At 35.3% G+C, this 16,252-nt stretch carries 14 protein-coding genes; 10 read left to right on the forward strand and 4 right to left on the reverse strand.

Features of this window, described 5'->3' with window-relative positions:
• Positions 1 to 99: 99 nt before the first annotated feature.
• Complete coding sequence (locus tag PYW37_RS04640) at positions 100 to 1,689, forward strand: ATP-binding cassette domain-containing protein (RefSeq protein ID WP_023164306.1); 1,590 nt, start codon at positions 100 to 102, stop codon at positions 1,687 to 1,689.
• 50 nt (positions 1,690 to 1,739) lie between these two features.
• Here the strand turns inward: PYW37_RS04640 and PYW37_RS04645 are convergent, their stop codons facing one another.
• Entirely contained in the window at positions 1,740 to 2,270 is a 531-nt protein-coding gene (locus PYW37_RS04645; RefSeq protein WP_023188750.1) for a TetR/AcrR family transcriptional regulator, read from the reverse strand.
• A gap of 130 nt (positions 2,271 to 2,400) precedes the next feature.
• Between PYW37_RS04645 and PYW37_RS04650 the strand changes: the two genes are divergently transcribed.
• The 4 genes from PYW37_RS04650 to PYW37_RS04665 all read left to right on the forward strand — a co-directional run bounded on the left by PYW37_RS04650 (position 2,401) and on the right by PYW37_RS04665 (position 6,718).
• Complete coding sequence (locus tag PYW37_RS04650) at positions 2,401 to 3,438, forward strand: NAD-dependent epimerase/dehydratase family protein (protein ID WP_023188751.1); 1,038 nt, start codon at positions 2,401 to 2,403, stop codon at positions 3,436 to 3,438.
• A gap of 136 nt (positions 3,439 to 3,574) precedes the next feature.
• Positions 3,575 to 4,117, forward strand: coding sequence for a hypoxanthine phosphoribosyltransferase (hpt, locus tag PYW37_RS04655; RefSeq protein ID WP_003130055.1), 543 nt, complete (start codon positions 3,575 to 3,577; stop codon positions 4,115 to 4,117).
• A 175-nt stretch (positions 4,118 to 4,292) separates the two neighbouring features.
• Entirely contained in the window at positions 4,293 to 5,849 is a 1,557-nt protein-coding gene (gene purH / locus PYW37_RS04660) for a bifunctional phosphoribosylaminoimidazolecarboxamide formyltransferase/IMP cyclohydrolase (protein WP_023188753.1), read from the forward strand.
• Positions 5,850 to 6,025: 176 nt separating this feature from the next.
• Positions 6,026 to 6,718, forward strand: a complete 693-nt coding sequence (locus tag PYW37_RS04665; protein ID WP_012898134.1) for a YjjG family noncanonical pyrimidine nucleotidase — start codon at positions 6,026 to 6,028, stop codon at positions 6,716 to 6,718.
• Between the two features lie 35 nt (positions 6,719 to 6,753).
• Here PYW37_RS04665 and PYW37_RS04670 read toward each other — a convergent pair whose 3' ends face one another.
• Both PYW37_RS04670 and PYW37_RS04675 read right to left on the reverse strand, forming a co-directional pair.
• A complete protein-coding gene (locus PYW37_RS04670) occupies positions 6,754 to 8,151 on the reverse strand; it encodes an MDR family MFS transporter (protein WP_023188754.1) in 1,398 nt (465 codons plus the stop codon).
• Between the two features lie 103 nt (positions 8,152 to 8,254).
• On the reverse strand, positions 8,255 to 8,881 hold the full coding sequence (locus PYW37_RS04675) for a TetR/AcrR family transcriptional regulator (protein WP_017864721.1): 627 nt from the start codon (positions 8,879 to 8,881) through the stop codon (positions 8,255 to 8,257).
• A 355-nt stretch (positions 8,882 to 9,236) separates the two neighbouring features.
• Here PYW37_RS04675 and purD point away from each other — a divergent pair, with 355 nt between their 5' ends.
• Genes purD through purK form a run of 3 tightly spaced genes read left to right on the forward strand, consistent with a single transcriptional unit; the run spans position 9,237 to position 12,150 of the window.
• Entirely contained in the window at positions 9,237 to 10,475 is a 1,239-nt protein-coding gene (gene purD / locus PYW37_RS04680; protein ID WP_014570649.1) for a phosphoribosylamine--glycine ligase, read from the forward strand.
• A gap of 32 nt (positions 10,476 to 10,507) precedes the next feature.
• A complete protein-coding gene (gene purE, locus PYW37_RS04685) occupies positions 10,508 to 10,993 on the forward strand; it encodes a 5-(carboxyamino)imidazole ribonucleotide mutase (RefSeq protein WP_012898130.1) in 486 nt (161 codons plus the stop codon).
• 50 nt (positions 10,994 to 11,043) lie between these two features.
• Positions 11,044 to 12,150, forward strand: a complete 1,107-nt coding sequence (gene purK / locus PYW37_RS04690) for a 5-(carboxyamino)imidazole ribonucleotide synthase (protein ID WP_023188756.1) — start codon at positions 11,044 to 11,046, stop codon at positions 12,148 to 12,150.
• Positions 12,151 to 12,294: 144 nt separating this feature from the next.
• Here purK and PYW37_RS04695 read toward each other — a convergent pair whose 3' ends face one another.
• Positions 12,295 to 13,248, reverse strand: coding sequence for an AraC family transcriptional regulator (locus PYW37_RS04695; RefSeq protein WP_023188757.1), 954 nt, complete (start codon positions 13,246 to 13,248; stop codon positions 12,295 to 12,297).
• A 110-nt stretch (positions 13,249 to 13,358) separates the two neighbouring features.
• Between PYW37_RS04695 and xylA the strand changes: the two genes are divergently transcribed.
• Together xylA and xylB are read left to right on the forward strand one after the other, a co-directional pair.
• On the forward strand, positions 13,359 to 14,678 hold the full coding sequence (xylA, locus tag PYW37_RS04700; RefSeq protein WP_025016699.1) for a xylose isomerase: 1,320 nt from the start codon (positions 13,359 to 13,361) through the stop codon (positions 14,676 to 14,678).
• 66 nt (positions 14,679 to 14,744) lie between these two features.
• The gene (gene xylB, locus PYW37_RS04705) at positions 14,745 to 16,250 is read left to right on the forward strand and encodes a xylulokinase (RefSeq protein ID WP_025016700.1); all 1,506 of its coding nucleotides are present in this window, start codon (positions 14,745 to 14,747) and stop codon (positions 16,248 to 16,250) included.
• The last annotated feature ends 2 nt before the right edge of the window (positions 16,251 to 16,252 follow it).

Raw genomic sequence — 16,252 nt, forward strand, 5'->3', positions numbered from 1 at the left:
AAAACATCTAAAATACTTTTGTAAGCGCTATTTACTTTTGAAATTTAAATGCTAAAATGTAGTGGTAACATAATCTTAAGTAAAATAAGAGAAGGAAAAATGGTAAAGTATCTTAAAGAATTCAAATTTGAAAATTTTATGGTTTTCTTACTTATCACGATTGATATTGCTCTTGCGGTCTTGAGTTCGGTCTTTTTAGCAAATGTGCTCAATTCTTTGATTGCAAAAGAGATGAATCAATTTTTCTTATGGTTAGCTATTGATATTATCCTTTGGATGGTCGATAGTTTTGTTCAAGGAGCGCGTGATGTTTGGAAAGAAATTGCCATACAAAAACAGCTTAATGCCGTACGCCGGGATATCATTGAGCCTCTGACGGAAATTTCTTATTCTGATTTTGAAAAAAATAGTAAGGAAGATTATAATTCGTGGTTAAATAATGATACAAAACTACTTTATGATAATGGTTTCCACCAGATTTATTTTGTTTATACGGGAATTGTTGCGATGCTATTCTCAGGAATTGCTATTATCTTTTTCCACTGGGTATTGCTTTTGACAACCCTTTTGGTTGGAGCACTTTTGTTCTATTTTCCAAAAATGTTTAAACAATCAGTGGAACGAGATACGGAACAAGTGTCGGAGCTTGCAAATGATGCCTTAGCGACATCTACGGATTACTTGCGTGGTTATGAAGTGCTTTATCATAATAAACAATTGGGTCTTATGCAAGAGCGAACCATGGGGAAATTTAATCAATTAGCTACGGCGAATGTGAAATTAATTTTTACTCGTGCTTGGATGCAGTATTCTTTATTAGGGACAAGTATGTTAGGGCAGTTTTTGATTTTAGCTGTTGCTGGTTTTCTTATCATGAATGGGCAAATTGGCATTGGTGTTGTCATGAGTGTCGGAAATTTGTCAGGGACAGTAACTAATTACTCAAAAAGTGTAGCAAATAGTTTAATATTGCTCAATGCAACTGGAAAGCTGCTAGAGAAATATGGAAAAATTACTGACGAATCAAAAGTTACTGACGGAGAAGAAGTGACAGCTTTTGAAAGTAAATTAGAATTAAAAAATCTGGCAGTTGCATTTCCTGATGGGCAAAAAATTGAGTATCCAGAAATTGTCATTGAAAAAGGAAAAAAATACGCGATTATTGGCGATAGTGGAAGTGGAAAATCAACCTTGATTAATTTGTTGGTTGGGAATAAGCAAGACTATGAAGGAGAAATTTTATTAGACGGGAAAGATTACAAAGGAATTAATCGAAAATCTTTACCTCATGTGATGAGTGTGATTATGCAATTTCCCTATCTTTTTAAGGAAACAGTAGAAGAAAATTTGACTTTAGGGCGCAAAATTTCGCCAGATATCTTTGATAAATCGATTAGAATTGCTTGTGCGGATGACTTTGTATTTAATAAACTTGATACGGTTTATGATAAAAATTTATCAGGAGGTCAGCAAGAAAGATTATCTGTTGCTAGAGAACTAATGGGCAGTAAGCCAATTTTAGTGATGGATGAAAGTACGGCGAGTGTTGACAAAAAAACAGCTCTAGCTGTAGAAAAAAATATTTTAGAAAATCCTGATTTGACGGTGATTATGATTACACACCATCTATATGATGAAACTCAAAGTTATTTGGATGAGGTGATTCATTTAGGACAGGAAATTGCTTAAAAAATAAATTTATATTAAAAAGACACGTGCAAGTGTCTTTTTATTTTTACTTAAATTGTAACAATTCTTCTAATGAGTTCATGTATTTCTTCAATTGGCTTATCTTGACCGTTCATTAACCATTTGCGCCAAAGAGCATAAACTCCATTTGCGACAAAAGTAATGAAATATTCGTCATTTGTTTTTTCATAAAATTTCTCAATTTCTTCAATATAAATTTGACGAATAATTGGTTCGTAACCTTGACTTTCAGAAAGAAAGAGGTCACTTTTGAATTCTTCAAAGAATTTTAATTGGTTTTCAATTTTTGAACTGGCAGAAACATCCTGACGAATGATTTCAAAACTTTGAGAAATTTGAGGCTGATAGTATTGATAAATGACCTGGTCAATGGACTCAAAGTTACGATAAAAAGCCATTCTGCTAACTCCGGCTCTCTTACAAACGTTTGAAACGGTGAGTTGAGCAAGATTTTTCGGTTTTTCAAATGTTTTTTGAATTCCTAATAGTTGCAAAATTGCTGTAGTAATAAAATCTTTTGTATCGTTTTTGATAGTTTGGGAATAGTTTGTCGCTGCCATTACACTTCTCCTGATTGTGTCACACAAGCTTTTCAAAGGCTTGTATTTTTTACACTTCTATCGTACAATAATTTTACATAAGTTTCAAGTGTAACAGATGTGAATTAAGAAAAATAGAGGAAAAAATTAAATGACAAATACAAATAAAAAAACAATTGTTGTTACAGGTGGTTCTGGATATATTGCTATGTTTATCATGATTGCTTTATTGAAAAAAGGCTATCGAGTACGGGCGACATTGCGGACGATGTCTCGACAAGAAGAAGTGAAAAAAATGATGGCACAAGGCGGAATTTCAGATTTTACAGATTTAGATTTTGTCCAAACTGATTTGACAAAAGAAGAAGGATGGAGTCAAGCCATGACTGGTGTTGATTCTGTGATTCATGTGGCTTCACCAACACCTTTGCAACGTCCTGACGCTGATGATTTAATGGTGAAAATGGCTGTGGATGGAGTGAAGTTTGTGATGAAAGCAGCCAAGAAAGCAGGAGTTAAACGAGTGGTTTTGACCTCAGCATCGGGAGCAGTTTTAGCGGGGCATAAGGATCATCCAGAAATCTTCACAGAGAAAGGTTGGACAAATCTTGATGCTCCAATTAATGCCTACCAACGTTCTAAAACGATGGCGGAAATGGAGTTTTGGAAACTTGCAGAAGCTTATGGTATTGAAGGAGCATCGGTTTTACCTACAGCTGTTATGGGTCCAATTCTTGGAAATGATTTTTCACATTCTAGTGCGGCTATAAAAAATATGTTTGAAGGTAAAATGCCCAGACTTTTAAATTTAGCATTTGATTATGTTGACGTTCGTGATGTTGCTGATTTACATTTGCTAGCTCTTGAAAAAAATGAAGCGATTGGTCAGCGTTTCATTGCAACTTCAGGCCAAAATATTACTTACAAAAAGCAAGCTGAGTTTTTGAAAAAGGAATTTGGTACAAAAGCTAAAAAAGTATCTACTCAGGTAATTCCCGACTTTTTAGTCAAAATTTTAGCTCGATTTGATAAAAGTTTGGCGATGCCAGCTACATTTTTGGGGCAAAACACAGCTTGTTCAAATGAAAAATCAGTTAAACTTTTAGGCTGGAAACCACGTTCAGGTGAAGCAGCGATTATTCAAACGGCACAAACGATGTTGGATTTGGGAGTTATTAAAGTTGATTAAGAAAATTATAGTTTTGAAAATTTTCTATTTCCGAACGTTGTAAGCTAAAAAAGACCAAAGTCAGACTTCTGATCTTTTTCTTCTCTCTAAAAAAGTCTAAAATAGAAACATATTGTGAAAAAAATTGGAGAGAAAAATGCATCCACATTTAAAAGAAGTTTTATTTACCAGAGAACAAATTGCCGAACGTGTCAAAGAGCTTGCGGAAGTTGTTTCACGCGATTATGAAGGAAAAAATCCACTTGTTGTTGGAATATTAAAAGGGTCAATCATGTTTACGGTTGATTTGCTTAAAGAATTATCAATTGATGCTGAAGTTGATTTTATGGATGTTACCAGTTATGGTTATGGGATTTCATCTTCTGGAGAAGTTAGAATTTTGAAAGATTTATCAACCGTGGCTCATGGACGTGATATTTTGATTGTTGAAGATATCATTGACACTGGAAATACTTTGCTCTATCTTAAAAAATTGCTGACAGGACGTCAAGCACATTCAGTAAAAATTATCTCTTTATTAGATAAACCAAGTGGTCGTAAAGTTGATATTGACGCTGATTATGTTGGCTTTGAAGTACCGGATGCCTTTATTGTGGGCTATGGAATTGATTATGCCGAACGTTACCGTCAGTTGCCATATATTGGAATTTTCAATGAAGAGTTTTTAATTAAAGACTAAAAGTAATTTCCGAACAATTATAATAAAAAAAGCCCAGTTTTAAAACTGGTGCTTTTTATTTCCAAACGATAAATGTAAAATAAAGACATGATAAATATTTACTGACAGTTCTGTCAGTTCTTTTATAAGAAAAATATTACTGACAGAATTGTCAGCAGAAAACTTGGAGGAAATCATGTCAAAACGTGCACTTATCAGTGTTTCAGACAAAGAAGGTATTGTAGAATTTGCTAAGAAAATTCGAGAATTTGGTTGGGAAATTATCTCAACGGGTGGAACGAAAGCCGTTTTGGACCAAGAAGAAATTCCGAATATTGCAATCGATGAAGTAACAGGATTTCCAGAAATGATGGATGGGCGCCTTAAAACATTGCATCCACTAATTCATGGAGCCCTTCTTGGACGTAGAGATTTGGAAAGTCACATGGAATCAATGACAGAACATCATATTTCTCCAATTGATTTGGTTGTTGTGAACTTATATCCCTTCAAAGAAACTTTGCTTGCTGGGGGCAGTCAAGCAGAAATGATTGAGAAGATTGATATTGGTGGTCCTTCAATGTTGCGTTCAGCAGCTAAAAATCATGCGTCAGTCACAGTCGTTTGTGACCCAAATGATTATGAAAAAGTACTGACAGAGCTGTCAGTAAAAGGTGAAACAAGTTTAAGTTTTCGTCAGCAACTTGCAGCAAAAGTATTTCGCCACACTGCAAGTTATGATGCTTTAATTGCACAATATTTGACAGAAGAATTTCCGGTAGAAAATGTAAAACCAGAAAAATTAACCTTGACTTACGACCTTAAACAAGGAATGCGTTATGGTGAAAATCCGCAACAAAATGCAGATTTTTATGAGTCAGGAATACCTACGACTTATTCAATTGCCCAAAGTAAGCAAATTCATGGTAAAGAACTAAGCTATAACAATGTTCGTGATGCAGATGCTGCTTTACAGATTGCAAGAGATTTTGAAGAACCAACAGTTGTAGCCCTCAAACATATGAATCCATGTGGGATTGGAAGAGCAACGGATATCGAAAAAGCTTGGGATTATGCCTATGAAGCAGACCCAGTTTCAATTTTCGGTGGAATTATTGTTTTAAATCGAGAAGTAACTTTGGCAACTGCGCAAAAAATGAGTAAGATTTTCCTTGAAATTATTATCGCACCCTCTTATAGCAAAGAAGCCTTGGAAGTTTTAAGTAAAAAGAAAAATATTCGACTTTTAACCGTTGATTTTTCTAAAAAAGAAGCCTCAGAAAAAGAAGTGCATGTAACAGGGGTTCTTGGAGGACTACTTGTTCAAAATCAAGATGTCATTGTTGAAAATCCAAAAGAATGGACAGTGGCGACTAAAGTTCAACCAACTGACAGACAAATGGAGGCCATGGAGTTTGCTTGGAAAGCAGTTAAGTTTGTCAAATCAAATGGGATTATTGTGACCAATGACCACCAGACGCTTGGTGTTGGTCCTGGCCAAACTAACCGTGTGGGCTCAGTAAAAATTGCCTTAGAGGCAACCGCTGATAAATCATTAGAACTTCAAGAAAATGCGGTTCTTGGTTCGGATGCCTTCTTCCCGTTTGCTGACAATATTGATGAAATTGCTAAGGCAGGAATTAAAGCAATCGTTCAACCAGGTGGCTCTGTACGTGACCAAGAAGTGATTGATGCCTGTGATAAATATGGAATTGCGATGGTTTTCACAGGACTTCGTCATTTTAGACATTAATAAAAAGTCTACCTTTAGGGTAGATTTTTTTCACTAATTTAATATTAAAATTTCTATTGTAAAATCATCTGTATATTGTCATTGAAAAAATTTTCAAGTTTCAGAACATTCATCTTTATCTCCTTTTCTGATATAATGTAGGGAATGCAAAGAATACATTTAGCAAAGGAAAAGAAATGACTGTACTACTTTTTGATATTGATAACACCTTACTTGATTTTGATAAAGCAGAATATGATGCTTTGGGAAAAATTTTTACCCACTATCAAATTGAAGATAATCAGGAAAATCGTGCGACTTACTCTCGTGAAAACAAAGCGCTTTGGCGTTTACACGAATCAGAAAAACTTTCACGTGAAGAACTTCTATCTACTCGATTTGACCATGCTTTTAGAGCTTTAAATGTGTCAGTAAATTATAATCCAGTTGCTGTTGATGATGAATATCAACTTTACTTATCACAAGGGCATGAACTGATTAATCATGCCAAAGAATTACTGACAGAGCTGTCAGCAAAAGAGGCAGAAATGTATGTGGTTAGTAATGGAACTTCACGTGTTTCTCGTCCGCGAATATTTGAGTCTGGAATTTCTGATCACTTTAGAGAAATCTTTATTAGTGAAGAAGTGGGTCATCATAAGCCTTCGCTTGCTTTCTTCGATTATGTCTTTGACCACATTGAAGCGGCCAATCAAAAGGAATTTACAATCGTTGGGGACTCCCTAGCAACTGATATTTTAGGAGGGAATAGAGCTGGAATAAAGACAATTTGGTATAATCCAAAACAATTGGAAGTTAGTGGAGAAGCACAACCAGATGTGCAAATCCAAGACCTATTAGAAATTCCAGCTTTGGTTAAAAATTGGTAATAAAAAACACTGTTTATTTTAACAGTGTTTTTTTATTATGCCTTCACTTTTTTTCTCAAAAATAGACTTAAAATGAAACCGAAGCTTACAAAAATAAGAAGTAAGTAGAAAGTATGATGGAAGGCAGTTAAATTCGCTTGTAAAGGAGAAAGTCCAGTCTGTTTTTTGATTTGACCACTTAAAAATGCTGTCAAAAAGGCAATGGCAAATGAGTTGACTACTTGCATCATTTCATTTGTTAGTGGAGTAACTCGACTGATATTTTTCATTGGAACAGATTGAAGGGCGTGATTATTAACTTGCATATTGACTAAACCTTGACTTAAACCAAGTAAAACAATAGCACAAAGTGTGAAAGCTAAAGAAGAACTAGGTTTAATTTGACTAAAAAGACTAAGACTTAGAGCTCCCAGAGTAAAACCCGGCAGAACTGCGGCTTTCGTCCCAAATTTATCAAAAATACGCCCACCGATTGTCATTCCTAAAAAACTAGCAATTGCCTGCGGAACCATGATTAGCCCTGTATTTTCAGAAGAAAGTCCAACGACATTTTGTAAGTAAAGTGGGACAAGAAGCATGGCCCCAAAAACAACGATTTGATTGAGCCACATGAGCGAAATTCCTTTTGTAAATTCAGAAATTGCAAAAGCTCGAAGGTGTAAAAGAGGATTCTCAACACGTAGTTCAACAATAATGAATAAAAGCAACATGATTATACCAAGGACTACAAAAGAGAGGGCAGTAGGATTTGACCAGCCTTTATCTGTCCCAACGTGTACACCATAAATTAAAATTGGAAAGGCAAATGGAGAAAGAAGAGCCCCTTTTAAATCAATTTTACTTGCTTTATTTGCAGGAAAATTGGGGAGAAAGAGGAGAACAAAGATTAGGGCTAGAACTCCAACCGGAAGATTAATCAAAAAGACAGTTGACCAATTGAAGTGTTTAACTAAGAAACCTGAAAGTGCAGGTCCTATTGTTGGAGCGAGCAACATTGGTAACCCTAGAAGGCCCATCATTGAACCTCGTTTTTCCATTGGAATAATTTTAAAAGACATCCCAATTCCGATTGGAGCAACAACGCCACCAGTTAAGCCTTGAGCAATTCGCCAAATAATAAGACTTTGCAGTGAGTGAGCGTTAGCTGCAAGAAATGAAGCGATAGTGAAAAAAATGATTGCTAAAGCAAAAACTTTTTTATCTGAAAAGCGGTCTCCCAAAAATCCAGCAAATGGAATAACTGTGGCCATAGCTAAAGTATAAGCAGTAATGACCCACTGACTATTTGAGAGATTTTGATGGAAAGCAGACTGAATATGCGGAAGAGTGACATTCATAATGGTTGTATCCATCATTACTAAAAGCATTCCAATTGCAATTGTTAGAACCGCAGGTAAGACTTTTTTTAAATTAAAATCATTAGTATTATTCATAAAGAACCTTCTTTTATATTTTTAGAACACTGTTCGGTAAAAATAATACCATTGTTCTGAAATAAAGTCAAGAAAAAAACTTCCTCAGGAAGTTTTTTATAAATTAATTAATTTTAAGCATTTTTTCAATTCCTGAAATAATAAGCTGTAAACCAAACTCAAAACTTTCAGAAGAGCCAAGACTGGTGAGGCTTTCAGTTCGCCAATATTTATCGAGAAAAGGAGCCAGTTGTACCAGAGGAATTTTGACAGTAGAAAGAGGTTTTTCGGGTTGCTCTACTAAACGATCACTATCTATTTTACTGGTGTAAATAAAATTTAGAAAAAGGTTAATGGTGTAAAATTTATGATCATCAGAAAGCTTGAGATCATCTACAATCATTAAAAGTTTATCAAAGAGCCGAAGATAGTTCTCAGATTCTGGTGGATAATCCATCATCAATTGTGCGAGGTTTGGATAAGATTCTAAAACAGCATAAATATTTTTACCATAGACGAAAAGGCGGTCTTGCCACGTTTTCTCATTTGCTGGAAAAATAATTTCAAGGCTTGCTTTATCAATAAGTTCTGCAAAAAGTGCTTCTTTACTTGAAAAATGGTAGTAAAGAGAAGACACTGTCATTCCTAGCCGACTAGCTAACTTACGCATTGAAAATTCTGTGAGAGGAAGTTCTTCTAAAAGTTCCCAGCTGCTACTAATAATTTTATCTTTGGTTGGTTGAGTCGCCATAAGTTTTCGCTTTCTTTTTCTACTTAGATTTATTTTACATGTTTTTAATGAAAATTGCGATAGAAAAGCTGATAAACAAATTTGTCATTTAAATATTGTAAGGGGAAAACTCTAGCTATAATTGAGTAAATACCGAACAATCTCTCTTCTTATTTCTTGAAACTTTTGTTCAGGCTTTTTCTTTTATCACAAATCTTTTAAGATAGAATTATAAGATTTATAATGCAAGAAAAGATAGATGAGCTATCGTCACTTTGACTTTTATTATTCGTTCAAGATTTGTTGAATAATAAATAAAATAGCTGAATACACAAGTTTGTGTATATAAAAAACGTTTGGGAATATCGGAGAAATGATGAAAATTTTGGTAATTGGTTCTGGCGGCCGCGAACATGCCTTAGCAAAAAAATTTATGGAAAGTCCTCAAGTTGAAGAAGTCTTTGTAGCTCCAGGCAATTCAGGAATGGAAAAAGATGGAATTCAAATAGTTGATATTTCCGAACTATCTAATGATAAATTAGTTAAATTTGCTCAAAATCAAAACATTGGACTAACATTTGTTGGCCCAGAAACAGCTTTGATGAATGGCGTCGTCGATGCTTTTATAAAAGCAGAATTACCAATTTTTGGGCCAAATAAAATGGCCGCAGAGCTAGAAGGTTCTAAAGATTTTGCAAAATCAATTATGAAAAAATATGGGGTTCCGACGGCTGATTATGCTACTTTTGATAGCTTAGAGCCTGCTCTTGCATATCTAGATGAAAAAGGAGTTCCTCTTGTGATTAAAGCTGATGGGCTCGCTGCTGGAAAGGGTGTGACGGTTGCCTTTGATATTGAGACCGCTAAGTCAGCTCTGGCCGATATTTTTTCTGGTAGTCAAGGAAAAGTTGTGATTGAGGAATTTCTTGATGGTGAAGAATTTTCTTTATTTAGTTTTATCCATGACGGGAAAATATATCCGATGCCGATTGCTCAAGACCACAAACGAGCTTTTGATGGAGATAAAGGCCCTAACACAGGGGGAATGGGGGCTTACTCACCGGTCCTACATATTTCTAAGGAGGTTGTAAATGAGGCTCTGGAAAAAGTTGTTAAACCAACAGTAGCTGGAATGATAGAAGAAGGCAAGTCATTTACAGGCGTTCTTTATGCAGGTTTAATTTTGACAGAAGACGGAGTCAAAACAATTGAATTTAATGCACGCTTTGGGGATCCTGAAACCCAAGTTGTTCTCCCCCGTTTAAAAAGTGACTTAGCTCAAGCAATTATTGATATTTTAGCTGGAAATGAGCCAACATTAGAATGGCTTGAGTCTGGTGTGACTTTGGGTGTGGTTGTTGCTGCAGAAGGCTATCCTAGTCAAGCAAAACTAGGACTTATTCTTCCAGAAATTCCTGAAGGTTTAAATGTTTATTATGCAGGAGTTTCCAAAAATGAAAATAATCAATTAATCTCTAGTGGAGGCCGAGTTTATCTTGTTTCTGAAACGGGAGAAGATGTAAAAAGTACACAAAAATTGCTTTATGAAAAACTTGATAAATTGGAAAATGATGGTTTCTTTTATCGTCATGATATTGGTTCACGAGCAATATAAAAATTTTGGTTAAGAAAAAAAGAAGAGGAAAAATGGCAGAAGTAGCAATTATCATGGGTTCGAGCTCAGATTGGGCGACAATGAAAGAAACAGCAAAAATTTTAGATGACTTTGGTTTAGCTTATGAAAAAAAGGTCGTATCAGCACACCGAACACCAGCTTTGATGGCTGAATTTTCGAGCCAAGCCCGTGAGGCAGGTTATAAAGTGATCATCGCAGGTGCTGGTGGAGCTGCTCATTTGCCAGGAATGGTAGCTGCTCAGACTCTCGTTCCAGTCATTGGCGTTCCAATAAAATCACGCGCTTTATCTGGTTTGGATTCACTTTATTCAATTGTTCAAATGCCGGCAGGGGTTCCTGTAGCGACAATGGCAATTGGAGAGGCTGGAGCAAAAAATGCTGCTTTATTTGCTTTGCAACTTTTGGCGAATACAAACGAGAATTTATACCAAAAATTGTTGGTCTATCGGGCTGCTGCGCAAGAAATGGTTGAGGAATCAAACAAAGCATTACTTTAAAAAGAGTTCAAAAGTTGTCGGATTTCAAATAATGAAGGGTAGGAAGACTTGTGATAAAGAATACAAAGCAAACAATTGGTATTATTGGTGGAGGTCAGCTTGGACAGATGATGGCAATTGCTGCTCAATACATGGGACATAAAGTCATTACACTTGACCCAAATCCAAACTGTTCTGCGGCAAAAGTATCTGATGAACTGATTGTTGCACCTTATGATGACGTTGACAATTTATTAAGACTCGCCTATGCTTGTGACGTCATTACTTATGAGTTTGAAAATGTATCAGCAAAAGCTTTGCACGAAATTGAAGGCTGTGTAAGGATTCCTCAAGGAATACGTCTGTTAGAGATTACGCAAAACCGTCGCTTTGAAAAAGAATTTTTGACCAACGAAGCTAAAGTTAATGTTGCACCTTGGCAACTCGTAGATTCAGCGGAAAAACTCCCAGAAACAGTAACTAGAAAACAAGTTTTAAAAACAACAACTGGAGGCTATGACGGTCATGGACAAGTGGTTTTAAATGCTGATAAAGACTTGTCAGCTGCAAAATCACTGACAGAACTTTCAGAATGTGTTTTAGAAGATTTTATTTCTTTTGAACGTGAAATTTCTGTTATTATTAGTGGAAATGGTCACGAATATGTGGTTTTTCCTCTAGCTGAAAACGAACATAGAGAAAACATCTTACATCAAACGATTTCTCCGGCTCGTATATCTGCTGAAATTACAGAGAATGCTTATAAAATTGCGACCTCAATTGCGGAAAAATTAGAGCTATCTGGCGTGCTTTGTGTGGAAATGTTCTTAACAGCAGATGGTCAAATCTATGTCAATGAACTAGCTCCAAGACCACATAATAGTGGCCACTTTACAATTGAAGCTTGTGATTTCAACCAATTTGATTTGCATATTAAAGGGATTTTAGGAGAAGACCTACCAGAACCTAAACTTTTGAAACCTGCCATTATGTTGAACGTTTTAGGGCAACACGTTGAGGCAGTTAAGAAACTTAATCATGAGCATGCCGATTGGCATCAACATGATTATGGAAAAGCAGATGCTAAACATAACCGAAAAATGGGACATGTGACAATCTTAACAAATGATTTTGACCAAACGATTAATGAAATTAAAGCAACTAAAATTTGGGATTAATAAAAAATACTTGGTAAAAGCCAAGTATTTTTTTTATTTGATTTAGGTATGATAAAATGACAACATTTCCCCTGAAAAATAGAACAAAACAGTAAGATAAGATTCTTAGAAAGCGATATCATTAACTTGTTAAAAATAAAGAGTCTAAAAATGACTACTTGTTTTTTCAAAGTTTTTTTCTAAATAATATTGCAGAATATCAAAAGAGCCTCTATCAGAATAAAAAACTTGATTATCAATTTTATCTTGATTGAAAGTCATGTAGTTGAGATTTGGAAAGAGTACACTATTTTTTCTAAATTCTTTCGGTAGAACACCATAAGATTTAACGAAAGCGGTGTTGAGCGTTCTGATATCTGAGAAACCACACATGTAAGCAATATTTAATAAATTATCTTTAGAAGAAGAAAGTAATGTTCTTGCTTTTTCAGAACGAATCTTATTTAAATACTCGTTGAAATTAATCCCAAAATTACTTTTAAAGAAATGGGAAAAATACGTTCTGGAAAGTCCTTCATGCGAAGCAATCATTTCTAAAGAAATTTTATGGTCGTAGTTTTCATGAATGTAAGAAGAAATTCTTTCCATTCGCTCTTGGAGATCCATTAATTTATTTTGTTCAGAACTGCTTAAAATACTGTATTCAGAAATACTTAATAAGCGATCTAATAAAAGGGAAGTGTATCCGTGAGTACGCAAGGAATTATTCTTATCATCAGCAAAATAACTTAAAGCCGCTTGTAAGAGTAATTTTAAAGTTTCAGGTTGATTTTTTAGATTGAAAGGATGGCTTTCAAAATAAATTTTATCAAGCTGAGGGAAGATAATTTTAAAAATTTCTGATGAAAACTGTAGAATCAAAAGTTTCATAGAGTCGCTTGAAGATAGTTCGTGAACTTGGCAACTATTAAAGATAATTGCCTGTCCAGCTTTGATTTCAAAGCATTGCTCTTGTGTTATTACCTGACCAGCCCCTTCTAAGACAAAAGCTAATTCAATGTCAAAATGAAGGTGAGGTTTTCTGTAAGTAATATCGACAAGTAGAAAATTAAGATTATTTATTTTTGAGTGATAAATATTCTCTAATTCGTTTTTCATGTTCATTCTCTCCTAATCACTATTATTATGACATATATTACAAGAAATGTATAGTAGTAATTACGAGTTTGAAAATAATATTAATATCATAAAGAGGAGGAGCTATAAAAATGGCTTACTTTAACGACATCGCACCTATCAAATACGAAGGTACAAAAACTAAAAATATGTTTGCCTTTCGCCATTATAATCCAGAAGAAGTAGTTGCTGGTAAAACAATGGAAGAACAACTTCATTTTGCCCTTGCATTTTGGCATACAATTACAATGGATGGGTCAGATCCCTTTGGGGGAGCAACAATGGAACGTCCTTGGGATTTGGAAGGTGGTTCTGAACTTGACCGTGCTCACCGTCGAGTAGATGCTTTCTTTGAAATTGCTGAAAAATTAGGTGTTAAATATTATTGTTTCCATGATATTGATATTGTACCTACTGGAAATTCTTTGAAAGAATTTTATGCTAATTTGGACGAAATTACTGACCACCTTCTTGAAAAACAAAAAGCAACAGGGATTAAATTACTTTGGAATACAGCAAACATGTTTTCAAATCCCCGCTATATGAATGGTGTTTCAACTTCTAACCGTGCTGAAGTCTTTGCTTATGGTGCTGCACAAGTTAAAAAAGGTCTTGAACTTTCTAAAAAACTTGGTGGCGAAAATTATGTCTTCTGGGGTGGTCGTGAAGGTTATGAATCACTTTTGAACACAGATATGGGTCTTGAAATGGACCACATGGCAAAATTCTTCCATTTGGCAATTGATTATGCAAAATCAATCAACCACTTGCCTATTTTCTTGATTGAACCAAAACCAAAAGAACCAATGACTCACCAATATGATTTTGACGCAGCAACAGCTCTTGCTTTCTTGCAAAAATATGACTTGGACAAATACTTCAAACTCAATCTTGAAACAAATCATGCTTGGCTGGCTGGGCACACTTTTGAACACGAATTAAATACTGCACGTACTTTCAATGCTTTGGGTTCTATTGATGCCAATCAAGGAAATTACTTGCTTGGTTGGGATACAGATGAATTCCCAACACTTGTTATTGATATCACACTTGCGATGCACCAAATTCTTTTGAACGGTGGACTTGGCAAAGGTGGAATTAACTTTGATGCGAAAGTACGTCGTACAAGTTTCAAAGCAGAGGATTTAATTCTTGCTCATATTGCAGGGATGGATACTTATGCGCGTGCTTTGAAAGGTGCAGCAGCAATCATTGAAGATAAATTCTTGTCTGATATTGTTGACGAACGTTATAGTTCATACAAAAATACAGAAGTTGGTCAATCCATTGAAAATGGAACAGCAACTTTTGAAAGTCTTGCCGCATTTGCACTTGAACATGGTGACGATATTGAACTTGATTCTAATCACTTGGAATACATCAAATCAGTATTGAATGACTATCTTGTTTAAAATTTAGAACTTAAAAGAGGGCGAGGAATTCCTCCTCGTCCTTCTCTTTTATTATGAGGAATAATAATGACTTACGTGTTAGGAATTGACTTAGGAACATCAAGTCTTAAAGGAATTTTGATGGATGAAGTTGGTAATTTAATTACAACAAAATCTGCTGAATACCAAATTGATACGCCCAAACAAGGCTATTCTGAACAACGTCCAGAATATTGGATTGTGGCACTTGAATCAGTACTGACCGATTTGTCAGTAGAAATTTCAGATTTTGGTCAGCAACTTGCAGGCATTAGTTTTTCGGGGCAAATGCATTCATTAGTCGTTTTAGATGACAATAATAAACCAGTTTATCCAGCAATTCTTTGGAATGATGTGAGAACAAGCAAACAATGTCAAGAAATTACTGACAGACTTGGTCAGCGACTTTTAGAGATTACAAAAAATATTGCTCTTGAAGGATTTACCTTACCAAAAATTCTTTGGCTCCAAGAAAATGAACCAGAGGTTTGGTCAAGAGTAAAAAAAATAATGTTGCCAAAAGATTACTTGAGCCTTTGGCTGACAGGAAATATTTATACCGAATTTTCTGACGCAGCAGGAACTTTACTTTTAGATATTGAGAAAAAACAATGGTCAGAGGAAATTACTGACGCATTCAATATTGATAGGGGAATTCTACCTGAATTGATTGAATCCACTGACCGAACAGGATTTGTCAAAGCAGAAATAGCTGAACGCTATAAACTGACAAATGAAGTAAAAGTATTTGCTGGTGGAGCCGATAATGCTGCCGCCGCTCTGGGTGTTGGTTTAATCAATGAAGAAGTGGGCTTGATTTCAATGGGAACCTCCGGAGTCGTTTCCGCTTATGAACCTAAAATTGCAGATTATAAAGGAAAACTTCATTTCTTTAATCACACGGTTCCGGGTGCTTATTACTCAATGGGAGTAACCTTGGCTGCCGGAAATTCTTTAAACTGGTATAAGGAAACTTTTGGAAAAGGCTTGAGTTTCAATGAACTTTTGTCAGAAGTTTACACAGTTTCTCCTGGTTCAGAAGGATTGCTCTTTACGCCATATATTGTAGGTGAAAGAACACCACATTTTGATTCAAAAATTCGCGGAAGTTTTATAGGAATTTCTGCTCATCATGAACAAAAACATTTTTCAAGAGCAGTGCTTGAAGGAATTACCTTTTCATTGCGTGATTCTAAAGATATCATGGAAAAAACGAAAAACAAGAAGTTTAAACGTTTGATTTCCGTAGGTGGGGGTGCGCAAAATCCCGACATTATGCAAATGCAAGCAGATATTTTTAATTCTGAAATGATTCGCTTAACGGTTGAGCAGGGACCGGGACTTGGTGCTTGTATGATTGCTGCTTTTGGTTGCGGACTTTTTGATAGCTTAGAAGCGGTCACTAAAGCTTTTGTTCATTACAAGGAAGCCAGTTTCATACCAAATCCAAAAAATGTAGCACGTTATGAGCAAATTTATCAAATTTGGAAACAAGTTTATAAAAATACCTCTGAAATTTCTCATCAATTAGTAGAATTCAATGACGAAGGTTAATT

The organism is Lactococcus lactis (assembly GCF_029023865.1).
Lineage (GTDB): Bacteria > Bacillota > Bacilli > Lactobacillales > Streptococcaceae > Lactococcus > Lactococcus lactis.